General features: G+C 77.1%; 14 protein-coding genes and 1 pseudogene. 5 read left to right on the top strand and 10 right to left on the bottom strand.

Annotated elements, in window-relative coordinates:
• The 3 genes from FKM96_RS11790 to FKM96_RS11780 form a co-directional block, all read right to left on the bottom strand.
• Positions 1-369: an NADH-quinone oxidoreductase subunit A gene (locus FKM96_RS11790; protein ID WP_147795390.1), complete on the bottom strand. Its 369-nt coding sequence runs from the start codon at positions 367-369 to the stop codon at positions 1-3.
• Between the two features lie 115 nt (positions 370-484).
• Positions 485-1,792 (bottom strand): geranylgeranyl reductase family protein, encoded by a 1,308-nt coding sequence (locus FKM96_RS11785; RefSeq protein WP_147795389.1) that lies wholly within the window; start codon positions 1,790-1,792, stop codon positions 485-487.
• 134 nt (positions 1,793-1,926) lie between these two features.
• Positions 1,927-2,628, bottom strand: a complete 702-nt coding sequence (locus FKM96_RS11780) for a demethylmenaquinone methyltransferase (protein WP_147795388.1) — start codon at positions 2,626-2,628, stop codon at positions 1,927-1,929.
• Between the two features lie 57 nt (positions 2,629-2,685).
• Between FKM96_RS11780 and FKM96_RS21825 the strand changes: the two are divergent.
• A pseudogene (locus FKM96_RS21825) lies at positions 2,686-4,022 on the top strand (isochorismate synthase MenF).
• A 147-nt stretch (positions 4,023-4,169) separates the two neighbouring features.
• Here the strand turns inward: FKM96_RS21825 and FKM96_RS11770 are convergent.
• The 5 genes from FKM96_RS11770 to FKM96_RS11755 all read right to left on the bottom strand — a co-directional run bounded on the left by FKM96_RS11770 (position 4,170) and on the right by FKM96_RS11755 (position 9,776).
• Positions 4,170-5,954 (bottom strand): trypsin-like peptidase domain-containing protein, encoded by a 1,785-nt coding sequence (locus FKM96_RS11770; protein ID WP_210417263.1) that lies wholly within the window; start codon positions 5,952-5,954, stop codon positions 4,170-4,172.
• Positions 5,955-6,071: 117 nt separating this feature from the next.
• Positions 6,072-7,898 carry a 2-succinyl-5-enolpyruvyl-6-hydroxy-3-cyclohexene-1-carboxylic-acid synthase gene (gene menD, locus FKM96_RS11765; protein WP_246854949.1) on the bottom strand — a complete coding sequence of 609 codons (1,827 nt, stop codon included), beginning with the start codon at positions 7,896-7,898 and terminating at the stop codon, positions 6,072-6,074.
• Complete coding sequence (locus FKM96_RS11760; protein ID WP_246854948.1) at positions 7,895-8,845, bottom strand: o-succinylbenzoate synthase; 951 nt, start codon at positions 8,843-8,845, stop codon at positions 7,895-7,897. The genes menD and FKM96_RS11760 overlap by 4 nt, the downstream gene beginning before the upstream one ends.
• Before the next feature lie 5 nt (positions 8,846-8,850).
• Positions 8,851-9,453, bottom strand: a complete 603-nt coding sequence (locus tag FKM96_RS20700; protein WP_168216966.1) for a TetR family transcriptional regulator — start codon at positions 9,451-9,453, stop codon at positions 8,851-8,853.
• Positions 9,453-9,776 carry a multidrug efflux SMR transporter gene (locus FKM96_RS11755; RefSeq protein ID WP_147795387.1) on the bottom strand — a complete coding sequence of 108 codons (324 nt, stop codon included), beginning with the start codon at positions 9,774-9,776 and terminating at the stop codon, positions 9,453-9,455. The genes FKM96_RS20700 and FKM96_RS11755 overlap by 1 nt, the downstream gene beginning before the upstream one ends.
• A 117-nt stretch (positions 9,777-9,893) precedes the next feature.
• On the opposite strand from FKM96_RS11755, the gene FKM96_RS11750 reads away from it, so the two are divergent.
• A complete protein-coding gene (locus FKM96_RS11750; protein ID WP_147795386.1) occupies positions 9,894-10,862 on the top strand; it encodes a 1,4-dihydroxy-2-naphthoyl-CoA synthase in 969 nt (322 codons plus the stop codon).
• Between the two features lie 42 nt (positions 10,863-10,904).
• Here FKM96_RS11750 and FKM96_RS11745 read toward each other — a convergent pair whose 3' ends face one another.
• Entirely contained in the window at positions 10,905-11,966 is a 1,062-nt protein-coding gene (locus FKM96_RS11745; protein WP_147795385.1) for a DUF3048 domain-containing protein, read from the bottom strand.
• A gap of 85 nt (positions 11,967-12,051) precedes the next feature.
• Between FKM96_RS11745 and menE the strand changes: the two genes are divergently transcribed.
• Together menE and FKM96_RS11735 are read left to right on the top strand one after the other, a co-directional pair.
• Positions 12,052-13,254, top strand: coding sequence for an o-succinylbenzoate--CoA ligase (menE, locus tag FKM96_RS11740; RefSeq protein ID WP_147795384.1), 1,203 nt, complete (start codon positions 12,052-12,054; stop codon positions 13,252-13,254).
• Positions 13,255-13,354: 100 nt separating this feature from the next.
• Positions 13,355-14,224: a 1,4-dihydroxy-2-naphthoate polyprenyltransferase gene (locus FKM96_RS11735; protein WP_147795383.1), complete on the top strand. Its 870-nt coding sequence runs from the start codon at positions 13,355-13,357 to the stop codon at positions 14,222-14,224.
• Here FKM96_RS11735 and FKM96_RS11730 read toward each other — a convergent pair.
• A complete protein-coding gene (locus FKM96_RS11730) occupies positions 14,221-14,514 on the bottom strand; it encodes a DUF4229 domain-containing protein (RefSeq protein WP_147795382.1) in 294 nt (97 codons plus the stop codon). The genes FKM96_RS11735 and FKM96_RS11730 overlap by 4 nt on opposite strands.
• 139 nt (positions 14,515-14,653) lie before the next feature.
• Here FKM96_RS11730 and FKM96_RS11725 point away from each other — a divergent pair, with 139 nt between their 5' ends.
• Complete coding sequence (locus tag FKM96_RS11725; RefSeq protein ID WP_147795381.1) at positions 14,654-15,043, top strand: PLD nuclease N-terminal domain-containing protein; 390 nt, start codon at positions 14,654-14,656, stop codon at positions 15,041-15,043.
• Positions 15,044-15,240 lie beyond the last annotated feature (197 nt).

Raw genomic sequence — 15,240 nt, 5'->3', positions numbered from 1 at the left:
TCAGTCCTCGTCCCACTCGAGACCGCCGCGCCGCCACTCGTAGAGGAACGGCACGGTGATCAGCGCGAGGAACCCCACCATCGCCACCAGCCCGAAGACGGCCAGCTCACCGAAGCTGACGGCCCACGGGTAGAGGAACACGACCTCGATGTCGAAGATGATGAAGGTCATCGCGACCAGGTAGTACTTCACCGGGAACCGGCCGCCGCCGACGGCGTGCGGGGTCGGCTGGATGCCGCACTCGTAGGCCTCGAGCTTGGCGCGGTTGTAGCGCTTGGGGCCGATCACGGCGCTGGCGGCGAGGCCGCCGACCGCGAGGACGGCGGCCACCCCCATCATGACGAGGAGGGGGACGTACGGGTTGGTCATCGGTGCTCTCCCGGTGGGGGGTGGAGTGCTTCCGTGGGGCTGCGGGGGCGGGGCGCGTCCGGCGGGCGAGGCCGGCGCGCCGCCCGTCAGGGCGGCCCGGTGCGGGCGGCGGCCGTCACGAGGCCGGCGCCAGACGCGCGAGGGCGGCGATGGTCCGGTCGGCCCAGTCGCCGCCGTGCGGCTCGTAGCAGTCCGCGAGCAGCTTGTGCGTGAGCTTCATGACCAGCGGGCGAGGCAGGCCGTACCTCGTGCAGGCCCGCATGATCTCGGGGCGCTCGATCAGCTTCACGAACACCCGGCCGAGCGTGTAGTACCCGCCCAGGTCGTCCTTCATCCGCGCGCCGTAGGTGGTGAGCGCGCGCTCCCGCCCGGCGGCGGTGCCCCGGGCGGCGGCCTGGACGATCGCGTCCGCGGCGACCCGGCCGGCCTGCAGGGCGTAGGCGATGCCCTCGCCGTTGAACGGGCTGATCATCCCGGCGGCGTCGCCGACGAGCATGAGCCCGCGGCCGTACAGCGGGCCGCGGTTGAAGCCCATCGGCAGCGCGGCGCCGCGCACCGGGCCGAGCTGGTGCTCCGGGGTGAACTCCCAGTCCGCGGGGGCGTTCGCCATCCACTTCGCGAACAGGTCCTTGTAGTCGACCTTGGTCGCGGCGGCGGTCGAGGACACCGAGCCGAGGCCGACGTTGGCGGTGCCGTCGCCGAGCGAGAAGATCCAGCCGTAGCCGGGCATGAGGTCCGACTCGCCGGGCCTGCCGTCCCAGAGCTCGAGGTGGCTCTCCATCCACGGGTCGTCGTGCCGCGGGGTCTCGAAGTAGGTGCGCACCGCGACGCCCATCGGGCGGTCCTGGCGCTTCTCGAGGCCGAGACCGGTCGCGAGCCGGGCGGACACGCCGTCGGCGGCGATGACGACGGGGGCGCGGTACTCGACCGGGCCCCCCGCGCGGCGGCCGTCGGCGTCCACCGGGCGGGCCTGGACGCCGACGACGCGGCCGGTGCGCTCGTCGACCAGGGGGCCGGTGACGTTGGTCCGCTCCTGCACCTTGGCGCCGGCGGCGCGGGCGTGCTCGAGCAGCAGGTGGTCGAGCGAGGTGCGCGCGCGGGCCAGGCCGTACGACGGGTAGGAGGACAGCTCGGGCCACGGCAGCTCGACCACGTGGCCGCCGCCCAGGACCCGCAGGCCGACGTTCCGGATCCAGCCGTCCTGCTCGCGCAGCGGCACGCCCATCCGGACCAGCTCGGCCACGGCGCGCGGCGTCAGGCCGTCGCCGCAGATCTTGTCCCGGGGGAAGCTCGCCTTGTCGAGCAGCAGGACCGACAGGCCCGCGGCGGCGCAGTGGTACGCGGCGCTGGACCCGCCGGGTCCGGCGCCGACGACGATGACGTCCGCGTCATCGCTCTTGCCACTGTGCACAGTTCGCCCCATTTGTGAATGCCTTCACACGTGTTGACAGGGCGAGTCTAGTGATACGACCAACGATCTGTCTGCGAAGGTTTGCCTCAGTAGCGTCGCTGCTCCTGACCAGGGGTTATGCGGGACTTTCGTCCCACCATTCCGCGCTAATTGATCCCAGGATTCGTGGCGCGGTGCAGGGCGACGATGCCGCCGGACAGGTTCCGGTAGGCGACCGAGCCCCAGCCCGCCTCCTTGAGGAGCTTCGCCAGACCCAGCTGGTCGGGCCAGTCCTGGATCGACTCGGCCAGGTAGTCGTACGCGGCCGTCTCCCGCGCGACGACCTTCGCCACCGCCGGCAGCGCCTTGACGAGGTACCCCGAGTACACGGTGCGGAACGGCGCCCAGGTCGGCGTCGAGAACTCGCACACCACGAGCCGGCCGCCCGGCCTGGTCACGCGGCGCATCTCCTCCAGCGCGCCGACCGTGTCCACCACGTTCCGCAGGCCGAACGAGATCGTCACGGCGTCGAACACCCCGTCCGCGAACGGCAGGGCCGTCGCGTCGCCCGCGGTGAACGGGAGGTCGGGGCGGCGGCGCTTGCCGACCGTGAGCATCCCCGTCGACAGGTCGCACGGGACGACCTTCACGCCGGCGTCCGCCAGCGGCTCGCTCGAGGTGCCGGTGCCCGCGGCCAGGTCGAGGACGGTCTCCCCCGGCAGCGCGTCGAGCGCCTTCAGGGTGGCCGTGCGCCACATCCGGTCCTGGCCGAGCGACAGCACGTCGTTGGTCAGGTCGTAGCGGCGGGCGACGCCGTCGAACATCGTGGCGACGTCGTGCGGGTCCTTGTCGAGCGAGGCGCGGGGCATGGGCCCATCGTGTCAGGTCGCGCGGGCGCCTCGCGCGCGGTCGTACCCTGGTCGGCGATGACCAGCCCCCTCGACGACCGCCAGGCTGCGGCGTCCTCGCACCCCGAGCCGCTCGTGGTGCGCACCGTCCGGATCGACGCCCCGGACGACCTGCTCTCCCTGCTCCCCGAGGACGCCCCGCTCACCTGGGTGCGCCGGGGCGACGGGCTCGTCGGGTGGGGCGAGGCCGCGCGGATCGACGTCCGGGGCGCCGACCGGTTCGCCGACGCCGAGCGCTGGTGGCAGGACCTCGTCCGGCACGCCGTCGTCCGGGACGAGGTCGGGCTGCCCGGCACCGGGCCGGTGGCGTTCGGCTCGTTCGCGTTCGACGACCTGTCCGCCGCGGGCGGCGCGCTCGTGGTGCCGCGCGTGGTCGTCGGCCGCCGGGACGGGCGGTCCTGGCTGACGGTCGTCGAGACCGCCGGCACCCTCGGCCCCGCGCCGGACTGGGCGCTGGTCGCCCGGCACGTCGCCGGCCTGACCCCGGTCCGCGCCCCCGGGGCCGTGACCTACGCGTCCGGCGCCGTCGAGGCCGGGCACTGGCCAGCCGTGGTCGCCCGCGGCGTCGCCGCCATCCGCGCCGGCGAGGTCGACAAGGTGGTGCTGGCCCGCGACGAGGTCGCCACGACCGCCGAGCCGCTGGACGTCCGGCACGCCCTCGGCCGGCTCGCCGACCGGTACCCGACCTGCTGGACGTTCTCCGTCGACGGCCTGATCGGCGCGACCCCCGGAGCTGCTGGTCCGCTCGGACCAGGGCCTGGTGACGTCGCGCGTCCTCGCCGGCACGATCCGCCGCACCGGTGACGACGACGCCGACCTGGCGCGCGCCGCGATCCTCGCCCACTCGTCGAAGGACCTCGAGGAGCACGAGTACGCGGTGTCCTCGGTCGCGCAGGCGCTCGCGCCGTTCTGCTCGTCGACCAACGTGCCCGACGTCCCGTTCGTGCTGCACCTGCCGAACGTGCTGCACCTGGCGTCCGACGTGACCGCGGTGCTCCGCGGGACCGGGGCGGACGCCGACGGCGGCCCGCACCCCACGTCGCTCGCCCTCGCGGCCGCGCTGCACCCCCACCGCCGCGGTCTGCGGCACGCCGACCGCGGCCGCCCGCGACCTCATCCGGGCGATCGAGGGCATGGACCGCGCCCGGTACGCCGGCCCCGTCGGCTGGGTCGGCGCGGACGGCGACGGCGAGTGGGGCATCGGGCTGCGGTCCGCGGAGCTCGACCCGGACGACCCGCACCGCCTCCGGCTGTTCGCGGGCTGCGGCATCGTCGCGGCGTCCGACCCGGCGGCCGAGCTGGCGGAGTCCCGCGCGAAGCTGGTCCCGATGCGCACGGCCCTCGCCTCGGACTGACCCCGGACGCGGGACGACCCCCGCGGGCGCCAGGGGTGCGCGCCGCGGGGGCCGTCGGTGGGGGTGGCGAGGTGCGGGCCCGCCGCCCCCGTGCCCGTCGGGCGGGGCAGGGGATATCCCGCCCGAGGGGCCGTCGTGGGGCCGGCGTCAGTTCTGACCGCCGCCCTGCTGCTGCTGGAACCACTGCCAGAGCTCGTCCGGGGTCATGTTCCGCGGGTCGGTGCTGCCCGAGCCGCCCGAGCCGGAGTCGCTCGACGTCGTCTCCTGGCGCACCGCGAGCGTGACGTCCACGTCGAGGGACTTGCCGTCGCGCACCAGGGTCAGGGTGACCTTGTCGCCCGAGGCGTAGGCCCGGACGTAGCCGGTGAGCGACTCGGCGCCGCCGACGGCCTTGCCGTCGATCGCCACGATGACGTCGCCCTGCTGCACGCCGGCGTCCGCGGCGGGCGAGCCGGAGGTCACGCTCTGCACCTCCGCGCCGGCGCGGGTGACGCCGTCGGCGGTCGCCGTGTTGTCGGTCAGCCCGACGCCGAGGAACGCGTGCTCCGCGGTGCCGTCCTCGATCAGCTGGCCGGCGATCATGTCCGCGAGGTCCACGGGGATCGCGAAGCCGAGGCCGATCGAGCCGGACTGGCTCGACGTGGTGGCGATCGACGAGGTGATGCCGATGACCTGACCCTGCGCGTCGAACAGCGGGCCACCCGAGTTGCCGGGGTTCACGGCCGCGTCGATCTGGATCGCGTTCGTGACCACGGCCTCGTTGCTGCCGTCCTCGGTGGTCGACACCGGGCGGTCGACCGCCGAGACGATGCCGGTGGTCACGGTGTTCGCCAGGCCGAGCGGGTTGCCGACGGCCATGACCGGGTCGCCGACCGTCACGTCGGCGGAGGCGCCGAGCGCGGCGGGCTTGAGGTCGTCGGGCGCGTCCTGCAGCTTCACGACCGCGAGGTCCGTGGTGGGGTCGGTGCCGACGACGTCGGCCGTGAAGATCCGGCCGTCGGTCAGCGTGACCTGGACCTTGCCGTCCTGCGCCCCCGAGACCACGTGGTTGTTGGTGACGACGTGGCCCTCGGTGTCAACGATCACGCCGGAGCCCTGGGCCTCGCCCTGGCTGGTGGTGACGGTGATCGCGACCACGGAGTCCTTGACGGCGGACGCGACCGCCTGCCAGTCGGGGTTGTCCGACGTGGAGCCGGAGACCGGGACGCTGTCGTTGCTGCTCTGGCCGATCGAGGCGATGCTCGCCGCGCGGGAGGAGCCGTCGTTCTCGAACGCGCCGGTCAGCGCGGCCGTGCCGAGGCTCGCCAGGACCGCGGCGGCGACGCCGACGCTGGCCACGGGCAGCCAGATGCGGTCGCGCGCGGTCCGGGTGCGGGCGGGGGCGCCGCCGGGCTCGCCCGGGGCACCGAAGGCGGCGGGGTACTCGGGGCCGCCGGTGGGGCCCTGGGGACCGTGCGGGCCCTGGGGACCACCCGGCAGCTGGGCGCCGGGGCCGGCGGGGGCGCGGAACGCCGCCAGCGGGTCGTGCCCGTGCTGCGGGGCGTGCTGCTGCGGACCGGCGGGCTGCTGGTGCGCCGCCGGCTGCTGGTGCGCCTGCGCCGGGCCCTGCTGCGGCGCGTACTGGCCGTAGCGCGGCTGCTGCGGCGCCGGGGCACCGGGGTGCTGCGGCTGCGCGGCCGGCTGCTGCGGCGCGGCGTGCTGGTACGGCTGCTGCGGGGCGCCGGGCGCGGCCGGGGTCGCGGGCTGCGCCGGGGTCTGCGGGAGCTGCTGGGTGGGCGCCGGGGCGATGCGCTGCGTCTCGTCGGCGGACGGCGTCACGTCGGTCGTCGGCGTGGCGGGGACGGCCTCGGTCGCAGCGGTGCCGTCCTCGGTGCGCTGCGGCTCCGGCGCGCCCTGGGCGTCGCGCGGACCCTCGGGGGTGCTGCTGCTCATGGGGTGTACCTCCTTCTTGCCGACCATCAGACTCCCTGGAACTGGAGCGATGCTCGGCAGAACCTGGGAGTCCGCTGCGAATCCACGATGACGTGGTCCGCGGCGGGTCGCACCCCGTCAGCCGGTGGCGCCACCGTCCAGCGCGGCGCGCGCGGCGTCCCGGGCCGCCGCCGCCAGTCGCTCCCCCAGCGCCCGCCGGTCGGCGCGGTCGACCCGGACCTCGACGACGGAGGTCCCCCGACCCGGCGCCGCGAGCGCGGCGGCGAGCGCGGCCTCGTCCGAGACCCGCACGTGCCGCACGCCGTACCCCGCGCACAGGGCGGCGACGTCGACGTCGTGCGGCGTGCCGAACACCCGCTCGAAGGTGCGGGCGCGCTCGGGCGCCCCGTGCTCGAGGGTCGCGAAGATCGACCCGCCCGCGTCGTTCAGCACCACGACCTGGAGGTCGGGCTCGGGCTCGGTGGTCAGCCGCAGCAGGCCGCCGACGTCGTGCAGGAACGTCAGGTCGCCCACCAGCGCGCGCACGCGGCGGCGCGGCAGGCCGAGCGCGACCCCGGCGGCGGTGGACAGCATCCCGTCGATGCCGGCAAGCCCGCGGTTGGCGAGCACGAGCGGCGGCTCCGCCCAGCGGGCGACCAGGTCCAGGTCCCGCACGGGGTTCGACGAGCCGACGACGAGCACGTCGCCGGGCAGCGACGCCTCCGCGACGGCCCGCACGGCACGCGGTCCGGTGAGCGGCGGGGTCGCCCGGGTGGGCGGGGCGGCGGGGTCGTCGTCCAGCGCGGCGTCCACCGCGGCACCGGCGGCGGCGTCGGCGCGCTGCCACGCGGCGAGCCACGCGGGGTCGTCGGCCGGCCCGTCGAACCAGGCGTCGGGCACGCGGGTGAGCACCCGGTCGGCGGCACGGCCGGCGTCCGGCCAGCCCGAGCCCGCTGGGGCGACCACGGTCAGGTCGACGTCGTCCCGCGCGAGCAGCGCCGACACGGGCCGGGTGAGCGTCGGGCGGCCCAGCAGCACCACGGAGCGGACCCGGCCGCCCAGGGCGGGGTCGCCGAGGAGCACCCGGTAGGTCGCGGGCGCGTGCGGGCCGCCCCGGGCGCCGGAGGACGGCTCCGCGAGCAGCGGCCAGCCCGCGGCCTCCGCCAGCCGGCGGGCCACCGGGCCGGCGCCGTCGCCCGCGACGACCACGACGGGGCCGGGCAGGTCCGCGCGGGCGGGGACGCCGGGGTCGCCCGCGGCGGGTGCGGCGACGGGCCGCGGCGGGACGACGACCCGCCCGGCCGCGCCGTCGGCGGGCCACGGCTCCGGCCCGGGCACCAGCGGCTCGCGGTACGCGAGGTCCAGGTGCACGGGACCGGGGTCACCGGTGCGGGAGCCGAGCGCCGCCGCGACGGCGCGGGAGACCAGGTGCCGCAGGTCGCGGTCCTCCCCGGCGCGGCCGGACGGCGCGGGGACGTCGGCCTCGAGCCGGGTCGCGGCGCCGAAGATCCCCGGCTGCACGGTGGTCTGGTTGGCGCCGGTGCCGCGCAGCTCGTGCGGGCGGTCGGCCGTGAGCAGCAGCAGCGGGGCGCCCGCGTGGTGCGCCTCCAGCACCGCCGGGTGCAGGTTCGCGACGGCGGTGCCGGACGTGGTGACGACGGCCACCGCGCGCGGCTCGCCCTCCGCCGCCGCGGCCCGGGCGAGCCCGAGCGCGAGGAACGCGGCGTCCCGCTCGTCGACCCGCACGTGCAGCCGGACCGCCGGGGCACCGGCCGGGCGCTCCGCGTCGGGCAGGGCGGCCTCGGCGAGCGCGTAGGCCAGCGGGGCGCTGCGCGAACCGGGGGCCAGGACGACGTCCCGCACGCCGTGGGCGGCGAGCTCCTGGACCAGGACCCGCGCGGCCTGCGCGGCGGGTGCGCCGCGCACCGGCCCGCGCGGCCCGCCGCCGACGGCCGGGGCCGTCACCGCGACACCGCCCGCACCGCGGCCAGCCGCTCCGCCCAGCGCGCAGCGGTCGCCGCGTCGGCCTCCGTGGCGGCGAGCCGCTCGTCCGTCGGGACGACCGCGCGCGCCGCCGCGACGGGCAGGGCCCCGTCGACGGGCAGCAGCGGGGGGTCGGCGACGTCGTCGGAGAGCAGCTGGGCGGTCGCGAGCCCGCACGCGTACGGCAGCTCCGGCAGCGCGGCCGCGAGCGCCACGCCCGCCGCCAGCCCGACCGACGACTCCAGCGCCGAGGACACGACGACCGGCAGGCCGACCCGCTCGGCGAGGTCCAGGCAGGCGCGCACGCCGCCGAGCGGCTGCACCTTGAGCACCACGACGTCGGCGGCCTCGGCGCGGACCACCGCGAGCGGGTCCTCGGCGCGGCGGATCGACTCGTCGGCCGCGATCGGCACGTGGGTCGACCGGCGCACGCGGGCGAGGTCGCGCACGGACGCGACCGGCTGCTCGGCGTACTCGAGCCCGCGGGCGGCGCGGTCGAGGACCTTGAGCCGCTCCACGGCGGTGTCGACGTCCCAGGCGGCGTTCGCGTCGACCCGGATCGCGCCGCCGGGGCCGAGCGCCTCGCGGACGGCGGCCAGCCGGTCGGCCTCCTCCGCGGCGCCCTGGCCGGGCTCGGCGACCTTGACCTTGGCGGTGGTGCAACCGCCCGACGCGAGCACGATCCGCCGCGCGGCGTCCGGTCCGACGGCCGGGACGGTGACGTTCACCGGGACGCGGTCGCGGACGGGCTCCGGGAACCCGAGGTCCGCCGCCTCCCGGGTCGCGCGCCACCAGGCCGCGGACTCCGTGGCGTCGTAGTCCCAGAACGGGCTGAACTCGCCCCAGCCGGCCTCGCCGCGGACGAGCACGCCCTCGCGCACCGTGATCCGGCGGAAGCGCGTCCGCAGGGGGATCGCGTAGACGTGCACGCGGCTCAGCGTAGAGGTTCGCGCGCACCGAGCACGGCGAGCAGCAGGTCGCGGGCGGCGTCGCGGACCGGGCGGCCCTCGCTCGTCGCCGCGACCACGGCCCCGTCGACCACCCCGAGCGCGACCGCCGCGGGCACGGGCAGCCGCAGCTCGGCCAGCAGCGCCGCGAGCACCACGTCCAGCCGGGCCCGGCCCGCTCCGAGCGCCGCCGCGAGCGCCGGGACCCGGCCCGCCGCGAGCAGCTGCTCGTAGTGGGCGCGCACGGCCGCGTCGTCGCCGGGCGGCAGCACGGCGTCGACCACGACGGCGGCGGGGTCCTCGACGGCGACCCCGCCGGCACGGGCCCGGACCTGCGCGAGCACCCCGTCCGCGTGGGCGACCCACGCGTCGACCAGGGCCGCGCCCGCCGCGGCCGCGAGGTCGTCCAGCCCGGCGTAGTAGTACGTCGTCGCCGACAGCGACAGCCCCGCGCGGGCCGCGACGGCCCGGTGGCTGAGCGCCGCCGGGCCGTCCTCGCGGACCAGGTCGGCGGCGGCCCGGGCGAGCTCGGCGCGGCGCCGCACGCCCTTGGCGGTGCCGCCCGCGGCACCGGGCGCGCCCGGGGTCATCAGTGCCCGCCGCCCGACAGGTTCAGCCCGACCACGCCCGCCACGATCAGCACGAGCGACACGACCTTGAGCACCGACACCGACTCGCCGAACAGCACGATCGCCAGGACCGCCGTCGTGGCCGCCCCGATGCCGACCCACACGCCGTACGCGGCGCCCACCGGCAGCGACCGGAGCGCCCAGCTGAGGCCGGCGAACGACAGCACCGCCAGCACCGCGAACGACACGCTCGGCCACAGCCTGGTGAAGCCGTCCGACGCCTTGAGGCTCAGCGCCCAGCCCGCCTCGAGCAGTCCGGACACGACGAGCACGACCCACGCCATGGGTGATCCCTCCCCCGGGACCGGGCGCGCCGGGTGGCAGCATCCGCCGTCCCGCGCCCGTTTCTGGTACGAGCGTACCAGAATTCCGCCTCGGCGTCCCGCCCTACGCTGGGCTCCGTGACCGACCCCGCCGCCGCCCCGCTGCCCCCGCGCGTCTCCGACACCTTCGACCCGAGCCGCTGGCGCACGGTCACCGGCTTCGAGGACCTCGCCGACCTCACGTACCACCGGGGCGTCGCCCGGTCGGCGGACGGCGTGCGGGACCTGCCCGTGGTGCGCGTCGCGTTCGACCGGCCCGAGGTGCGCAACGCCTTCCGGCCGCACACCGTCGACGAGCTGTACCGGGTGCTCGACCACGCCCGGATGACCTCCGACGTCGGCACCGTGCTGCTCACCGGCAACGGACCGAGCCCCAAGGACGGCGGCTACGCGTTCTGCTCCGGCGGCGACCAGCGCATCCGCGGGCGCGACGGCTACCGGTACACCGGCTCGACCGGGGCCGAGACCGCCGACGCGATCGACCCGGCCCGCGCCGGGCGGCTGCACATCCTCGAGGTGCAGCGCCTCATCCGGACGATGCCGAAGGTCGTCGTCGCGGTCGTGAACGGCTGGGCCGCGGGCGGCGGGCACTCGCTGCACGTGGTCGCCGACCTGACGATCGCGTCCCGCGAGCACGCGCGGTTCATGCAGACCGACGCCAACGTCGGGTCGTTCGACGGCGGGTACGGCTCGGCGCTGCTCGCCCGGCAGACCGGGCAGAAGCGGGCGCGGGAGATCTTCTTCCTGGCGCGCGAGTACTCCGCCGAGCAGGCCTACGCCTGGGGCGCGGTCAACGACGTCGTCGACCACGCCGGGCTCGAGGACGCCGCGCTGGAGTACGCGCGGATCATCGCCACCAAGTCGCCGCAGGCGATCCGGATGCTGAAGTTCGCGTTCAACCTGGCGGACGACGGCCTCGCGGGCCAGCAGGTGTTCGCGGGCGAGGCGACCCGGCTGGCGTACATGACGGACGAGGCCGTCGAGGGCCGGGACGCGTTCCTGGAGCGCCGCGACCCGGACTGGAGCCGGTTCCCCTACGCGTTCTGACGGTCGACGCCCCGGGCCGGGCGACCGGCCCGGGTGCGCCGGTCAGGAGATCGCGAGCGACCCGGTCCCGGCGGGCACCAGCTCCACCCAGGTGTTGCCCGGCGCGAGCAGCGCGGGCGCGCCGTCGGCGGTGAACAGCTGCATCGGGGCGTCGCGGGAGTCCTTCTGCCAGCGCACCGGGATCGTCTTCCCGCCGGTCGCGAGCGTGCCCTCGCCCGAGCCGACGAGGGTGTAGGTCGGCACGACCGCCCCGTTCTGCGCCCCGAAGGGGGTGCCCGGGTGGTCGGCCACGATCGACACGACGTTGGTCGCCGACAGCCGGGCGCCCGAGGCGGCCACCGCAGGCGTCGAGCCCTCCGACCGCTCCCAGACCGTCCCGTTCCACGTCCACGAGGGCTTCGACTGGCTGGACAGGTCGAACGCCAGGGTCGTCGCCGGGGTGCCCGCGGCGACGGCGGTCGCTCGCTCCGCGGTCCGGGCGAACGCGAACTGCTCGCCCGGGCTGCTCTGGTGGTTCGCGTCGGCCTGCGCCCAGAGCGCGGCCGGGTCGGCGTACACGTTGTGCGGGGCCGAGCGCGACGAGATCCGGTACAGCCCCGCCGCACCGGCGTCGTGGCTGATGACCTGCACGGGGCTCGCCGCGACCAGGTCGAGGATGCCGGGCTGGCCGCCGGAGAACGTCAGCAGGCCGTTCATCGGCGAGACGATGTCCGGGTCCATCGGGCGGACCGAGCGGACCGGGCCGAGCTCCTCGGGCACCTGCGAGTGCCACACGGCGACGAACCGGGACACCTCGAACTCGACGATCGTCTCCCAGACGACGTCCGCCTGGTCCAGGCCGGACTGCGGGCGCGCGGTCGCGGTGTTCTCGATCTTGACCGCGAGCGCCGGCCGGTTCACGGGCTCGCCCGCCACGCCGGTCAGCGGCCAGGTCGGCGCGACCACGGGGTCAGGCGCGGCGGCCTTCTGCGGCTCGAGGGTCGGGGCGACCGTGGCGGCCTCCGGCGCCGGGTCCTGCCCCTGCGAGCAGCCGGCGACCAGGAGGGTCGTGGCGACGACGGCCGCGGCGGCGCGCCGCAGCCCCCGCCTCGTGCTGTGAACCATCTCGACCCTTCCGTGCCGCCTGCGTGCGCGGCGGCTCCCCGCCGCGCGTCCCGCGCCACTCTACGGGCGGACCTACCCTGGCCGGGTGAGCCGTCCCGTCCGCGTGGTCCCCGCCTCCCCGACCACGGTGCCGGCGCTCACCGCCGCCCTCGCCGCCGCCCTGGACGGCACCGGCCCGGCGGTGCTGCCGGTCGAGGCGCCCGACGCAGGCGACGCCGGGCACGCCGGGGAGGTCGCGGGCGAGGTCCCCGACGACGTGGCGCTGCTCGTGCGCACCTCCGGGTCCACCGGCGCCCCGCGGGAGGTGATGCTCACCGCGGCCGCCCTGCGCGCCTCCGGCAGGGCGACCGAGTCCCGGCTCGCCGGCCCCGGCCGCTGGCTGCTGCCGCTCCCGCCCGCGCACGTGGCGGGCCTCCAGGTGCTGGTCCGGTCCCTCCTCGCCGAGACGGAGCCGGCCGTGCTGGCGGCGCCGTTCCGGCCGGACGCGTTCGCCGCCGCGGTGGCGCGGATGCCGGCCGCCGACGGCCCGCGGTACACCTCGCTCGTCCCGACCCAGGTGCACCGCCTGCTCGACTCGGCGCCCGGGCGGGACGCGCTCGCCGCCTTCGACGCGGTGCTGCTCGGCGGGGCAGCCACGCCGTCGGGACTGCTCGACGCGGCCCGGGCCGCGGGTGCGCGGGTCGTGACCACGTACGGCATGTCCGAGACGTGCGGCGGCTGCGTCTACGACGGCGTCCCCCTCGACGGGGTGACGGTCGACCTGGACCCCGACGACGGCCGGGTGCGGATCGCCGGACCCGTGCTCGCCGCCGGCTACCGCGGGCGCCCGGACCTGGACGCCGAGCTGTTCGAGGTCCGGGACGGCACCCGCTGGCTGCGCACCAGCGACCTCGGCCGGTGGGGCGACGACGGTCGGCTCGAGGTCCTCGGCCGCGCCGACGACGTGCTGGTCACCGGCGGGGTCAAGGTGCCGCCCGCGGCCGTCGAGCGGGTGCTCGCGGGGCTGCCCGGGGTCGGCGAGGTGCTCGTCGTCGGCGTGCCGGACCCCGAGTGGGGCCAGGCGCTGGTCGCCGTGGTCGTCCCCGCGGCGGGCGCGCCCGCGCCGGAGCTCGCCGACCTCCGGGACGCCGCGGCGGCGGCGCTGGGCGGGCCGGCCGCGCCCCGGCACCTCGTCACCGTCCGGGCGCTGCCGCTGCGCGGCCCGGGCAAGCCCGACCGGCGGGGGGCGGCCGACCTCGCGGCCCGTGCGCTCGGCCGGACCACCGCCGCCGGCGACGCGGCGCCCTGACCCTCACGCGGTGCGTGCCCGGTCCGCGTTCCGGGTTACCGTCGCTGCACGCCGAACCACCCGCCGCGGCCCCACGCCGCGGCCCCACGACAGGAGCACCATGGCCACCGCCGCCGAGTGGGTCGCCGGAGCACGCCCGCGCACCCTGCCCGCCGCCGCCGCCCCCGTGCTGGTCGGCACCGGCGCCGCCGCGCAGATCGAGGCGGCGCACCTCGGGCGCGCGCTGCTCGCGCTGGGCGTGGCCCTCGCGCTCCAGGTCGGCGTCAACTACGCCAACGACTACTCCGACGGCGTCCGCGGCACCGACGCCGACCGCGTCGGCCCCATGCGCCTGACCGCCAGCGGCGCGGCCTTCCCGAAGCAGGTCAAGGCCGCGGCGTTCGCGGCGTTCGGCGTCGCGGGCCTGCTCGGCCTCGGGCTCGTCGCGCTGAGCGGCCAGTGGTGGCTGCTCGCGATCGGCGCCCTGTGCGTCGCGGCGGCCTGGTTCTACACCGGCGGCCGGCGCCCGTACGGCTACCTCGGCCTCGGCGAGGTCGGCGTCTTCGTGTTCTTCGGCCTGGTCGCGGTGCTCGGCACCACCTACACCCAGTCCGGCACCCTGACCTGGCCCGCGTGGGTCGGCGCCGTCGCGGTCGGCCTGATCGCCTGCGCGCTGCTCATGGTCAACAACCTGCGCGACATCCCGACCGACGCCCTGGTCGGCAAGCGCACCCTCGCGGTGCGGCTCGGCGAGCACCGCGCCCGCCGCGCCTACGCGGTCATGGTCGTGCTGCCCGTGCTGCTCGGCGTCCTGTGCGCCCTGGCGAACCCGTGGGCGCTGATCGTCATGCTGCTGGCGCTGCCCGCGGGCGTCCTGGCGTTCACGGTGCTGGTCGGCGCGCGCGGCATCGCGCTGGTGCCGGTCCTCGCGGGGACCGGCATGTACGAGCTGGCGTTCGGCGTCCTGCTGGGCCTGGGCCTGGCGCTCTAGCCGTCGGCGCGGGCCTCGCGCTCGGCGGCCTCGACCGCGGCGTCCTCCTCCGCGGCGTCCGCGGTGGCGGTGCGGGACAGCCGCGGACGGTCGCCGCGCGCGTCGGACCGGGCCTGCAGCCACAGCGCCGCCCGGTCGCGCGGGCCGCGGAGCAGCACGTAGGACAGCAGCGCCGCGAGCAGCGCCGCGCCGACCACGCCCAGCAGCCAGCCGGTGCCGGCGAGCACGAGGCCGACCAGGCAGACGACGAACAGGGCGAGGCGGAGCAGCGAGTAGGTCACGACGGGCACGGGTCCAGGGTAGGCCGATCGCCGGGACGGTCCGAGCCGGGACGCCCGCTGTGCGGCCGGATGTGACGACCTCGTGCCCGTTCGGGCGATCACCCGGCCCGGGGCGGGGTGCGCGTGCGCCCTCTGGTTAGGGTGGAGCATGGCACGCGCGCTCTTCTTCCTCGTGATCATCGGCCTGGCGGTGTACGCCCTCGCCGACATCGCCACGAGCGACGAGCGCGCCCGCCGCGGCCTCCCGAAGGGCGCGTGGTTCCTCATCGCGCTGGTGCCGATCGCCGGCCCGCTCGTGTGGATCCTCACCAGCCGCGCCCAGCCCGCGACCGGCGGCGCCGGCCCCGCCCAGGGCCGCCGCCCCGGCGGGTCCGGCAGCCCCGGCCGTCCCGCCCCCCGCCGCCCCGGCCCGGTCGCGCCCGACGACGACCCCGAGTTCCTGTGGCGCCTCGACCAGGAGCGCCGGCGACGCGAGCGCGAGAGCGGCACCGGGGACGGCAGCAACGGCGACGTCCCCGACGAGGGCGCGCGCGGCTGACCGCGCGGCACGCCCACCGGGTCGAGCGCGGCGAGCCGGGCGAGCCGAGCCGCGCGAGCCGAGCCGCGCGAGCCGAGCCGGCAAGTTCGATCCGAGCATGCGTACCCGGCGTACTCGGTGACCGAGGCGTACGCACGCGCCGGACCAGGCCCGCTTCTCCCACCGGACACCGCGTACGCACCCACCGGACAGAACCC

This window comes from Cellulomonas sp. Y8, from assembly GCF_008033115.1.
Taxonomy (GTDB): Bacteria; Actinomycetota; Actinomycetes; order Actinomycetales; family Cellulomonadaceae; genus Cellulomonas.
The sequence above is the reverse complement of the archived record's forward strand: the minus strand, read 5'-3'. Positions and strand labels throughout refer to the sequence as shown.

Bases quoted from the DNA above. Each gene is read 5' to 3' on its own strand.
- FKM96_RS11790 (WP_147795390.1), bottom strand. From the start codon at position 369: ATGACCAACCCGTACGTCCCCCTCCTCGTCATGATGGGGGTGGCCGCC.
- FKM96_RS11785 (WP_147795389.1), bottom strand. From the start codon at position 1,792: ATGGGGCGAACTGTGCACAGTGGCAAGAGCGATGACGCGGACGTCATC.
- FKM96_RS11780 (WP_147795388.1), bottom strand. From the start codon at position 2,628: ATGCCCCGCGCCTCGCTCGACAAGGACCCGCACGACGTCGCCACGATG.
- FKM96_RS11770 (WP_210417263.1), bottom strand. From the start codon at position 5,954: ATGAGCAGCAGCACCCCCGAGGGTCCGCGCGACGCCCAGGGCGCGCCG.
- FKM96_RS20700 (WP_168216966.1), bottom strand. From the start codon at position 9,453: ATGACCCCGGGCGCGCCCGGTGCCGCGGGCGGCACCGCCAAGGGCGTG.
- FKM96_RS11755 (WP_147795387.1), bottom strand. From the start codon at position 9,776: ATGGCGTGGGTCGTGCTCGTCGTGTCCGGACTGCTCGAGGCGGGCTGG.
- FKM96_RS11745 (WP_147795385.1), bottom strand. From the start codon at position 11,966: ATGGTTCACAGCACGAGGCGGGGGCTGCGGCGCGCCGCCGCGGCCGTC.
- FKM96_RS11735 (WP_147795383.1), top strand. From the start codon at position 13,355: ATGGCCACCGCCGCCGAGTGGGTCGCCGGAGCACGCCCGCGCACCCTG.
- FKM96_RS11725 (WP_147795381.1), top strand. From the start codon at position 14,654: ATGGCACGCGCGCTCTTCTTCCTCGTGATCATCGGCCTGGCGGTGTAC.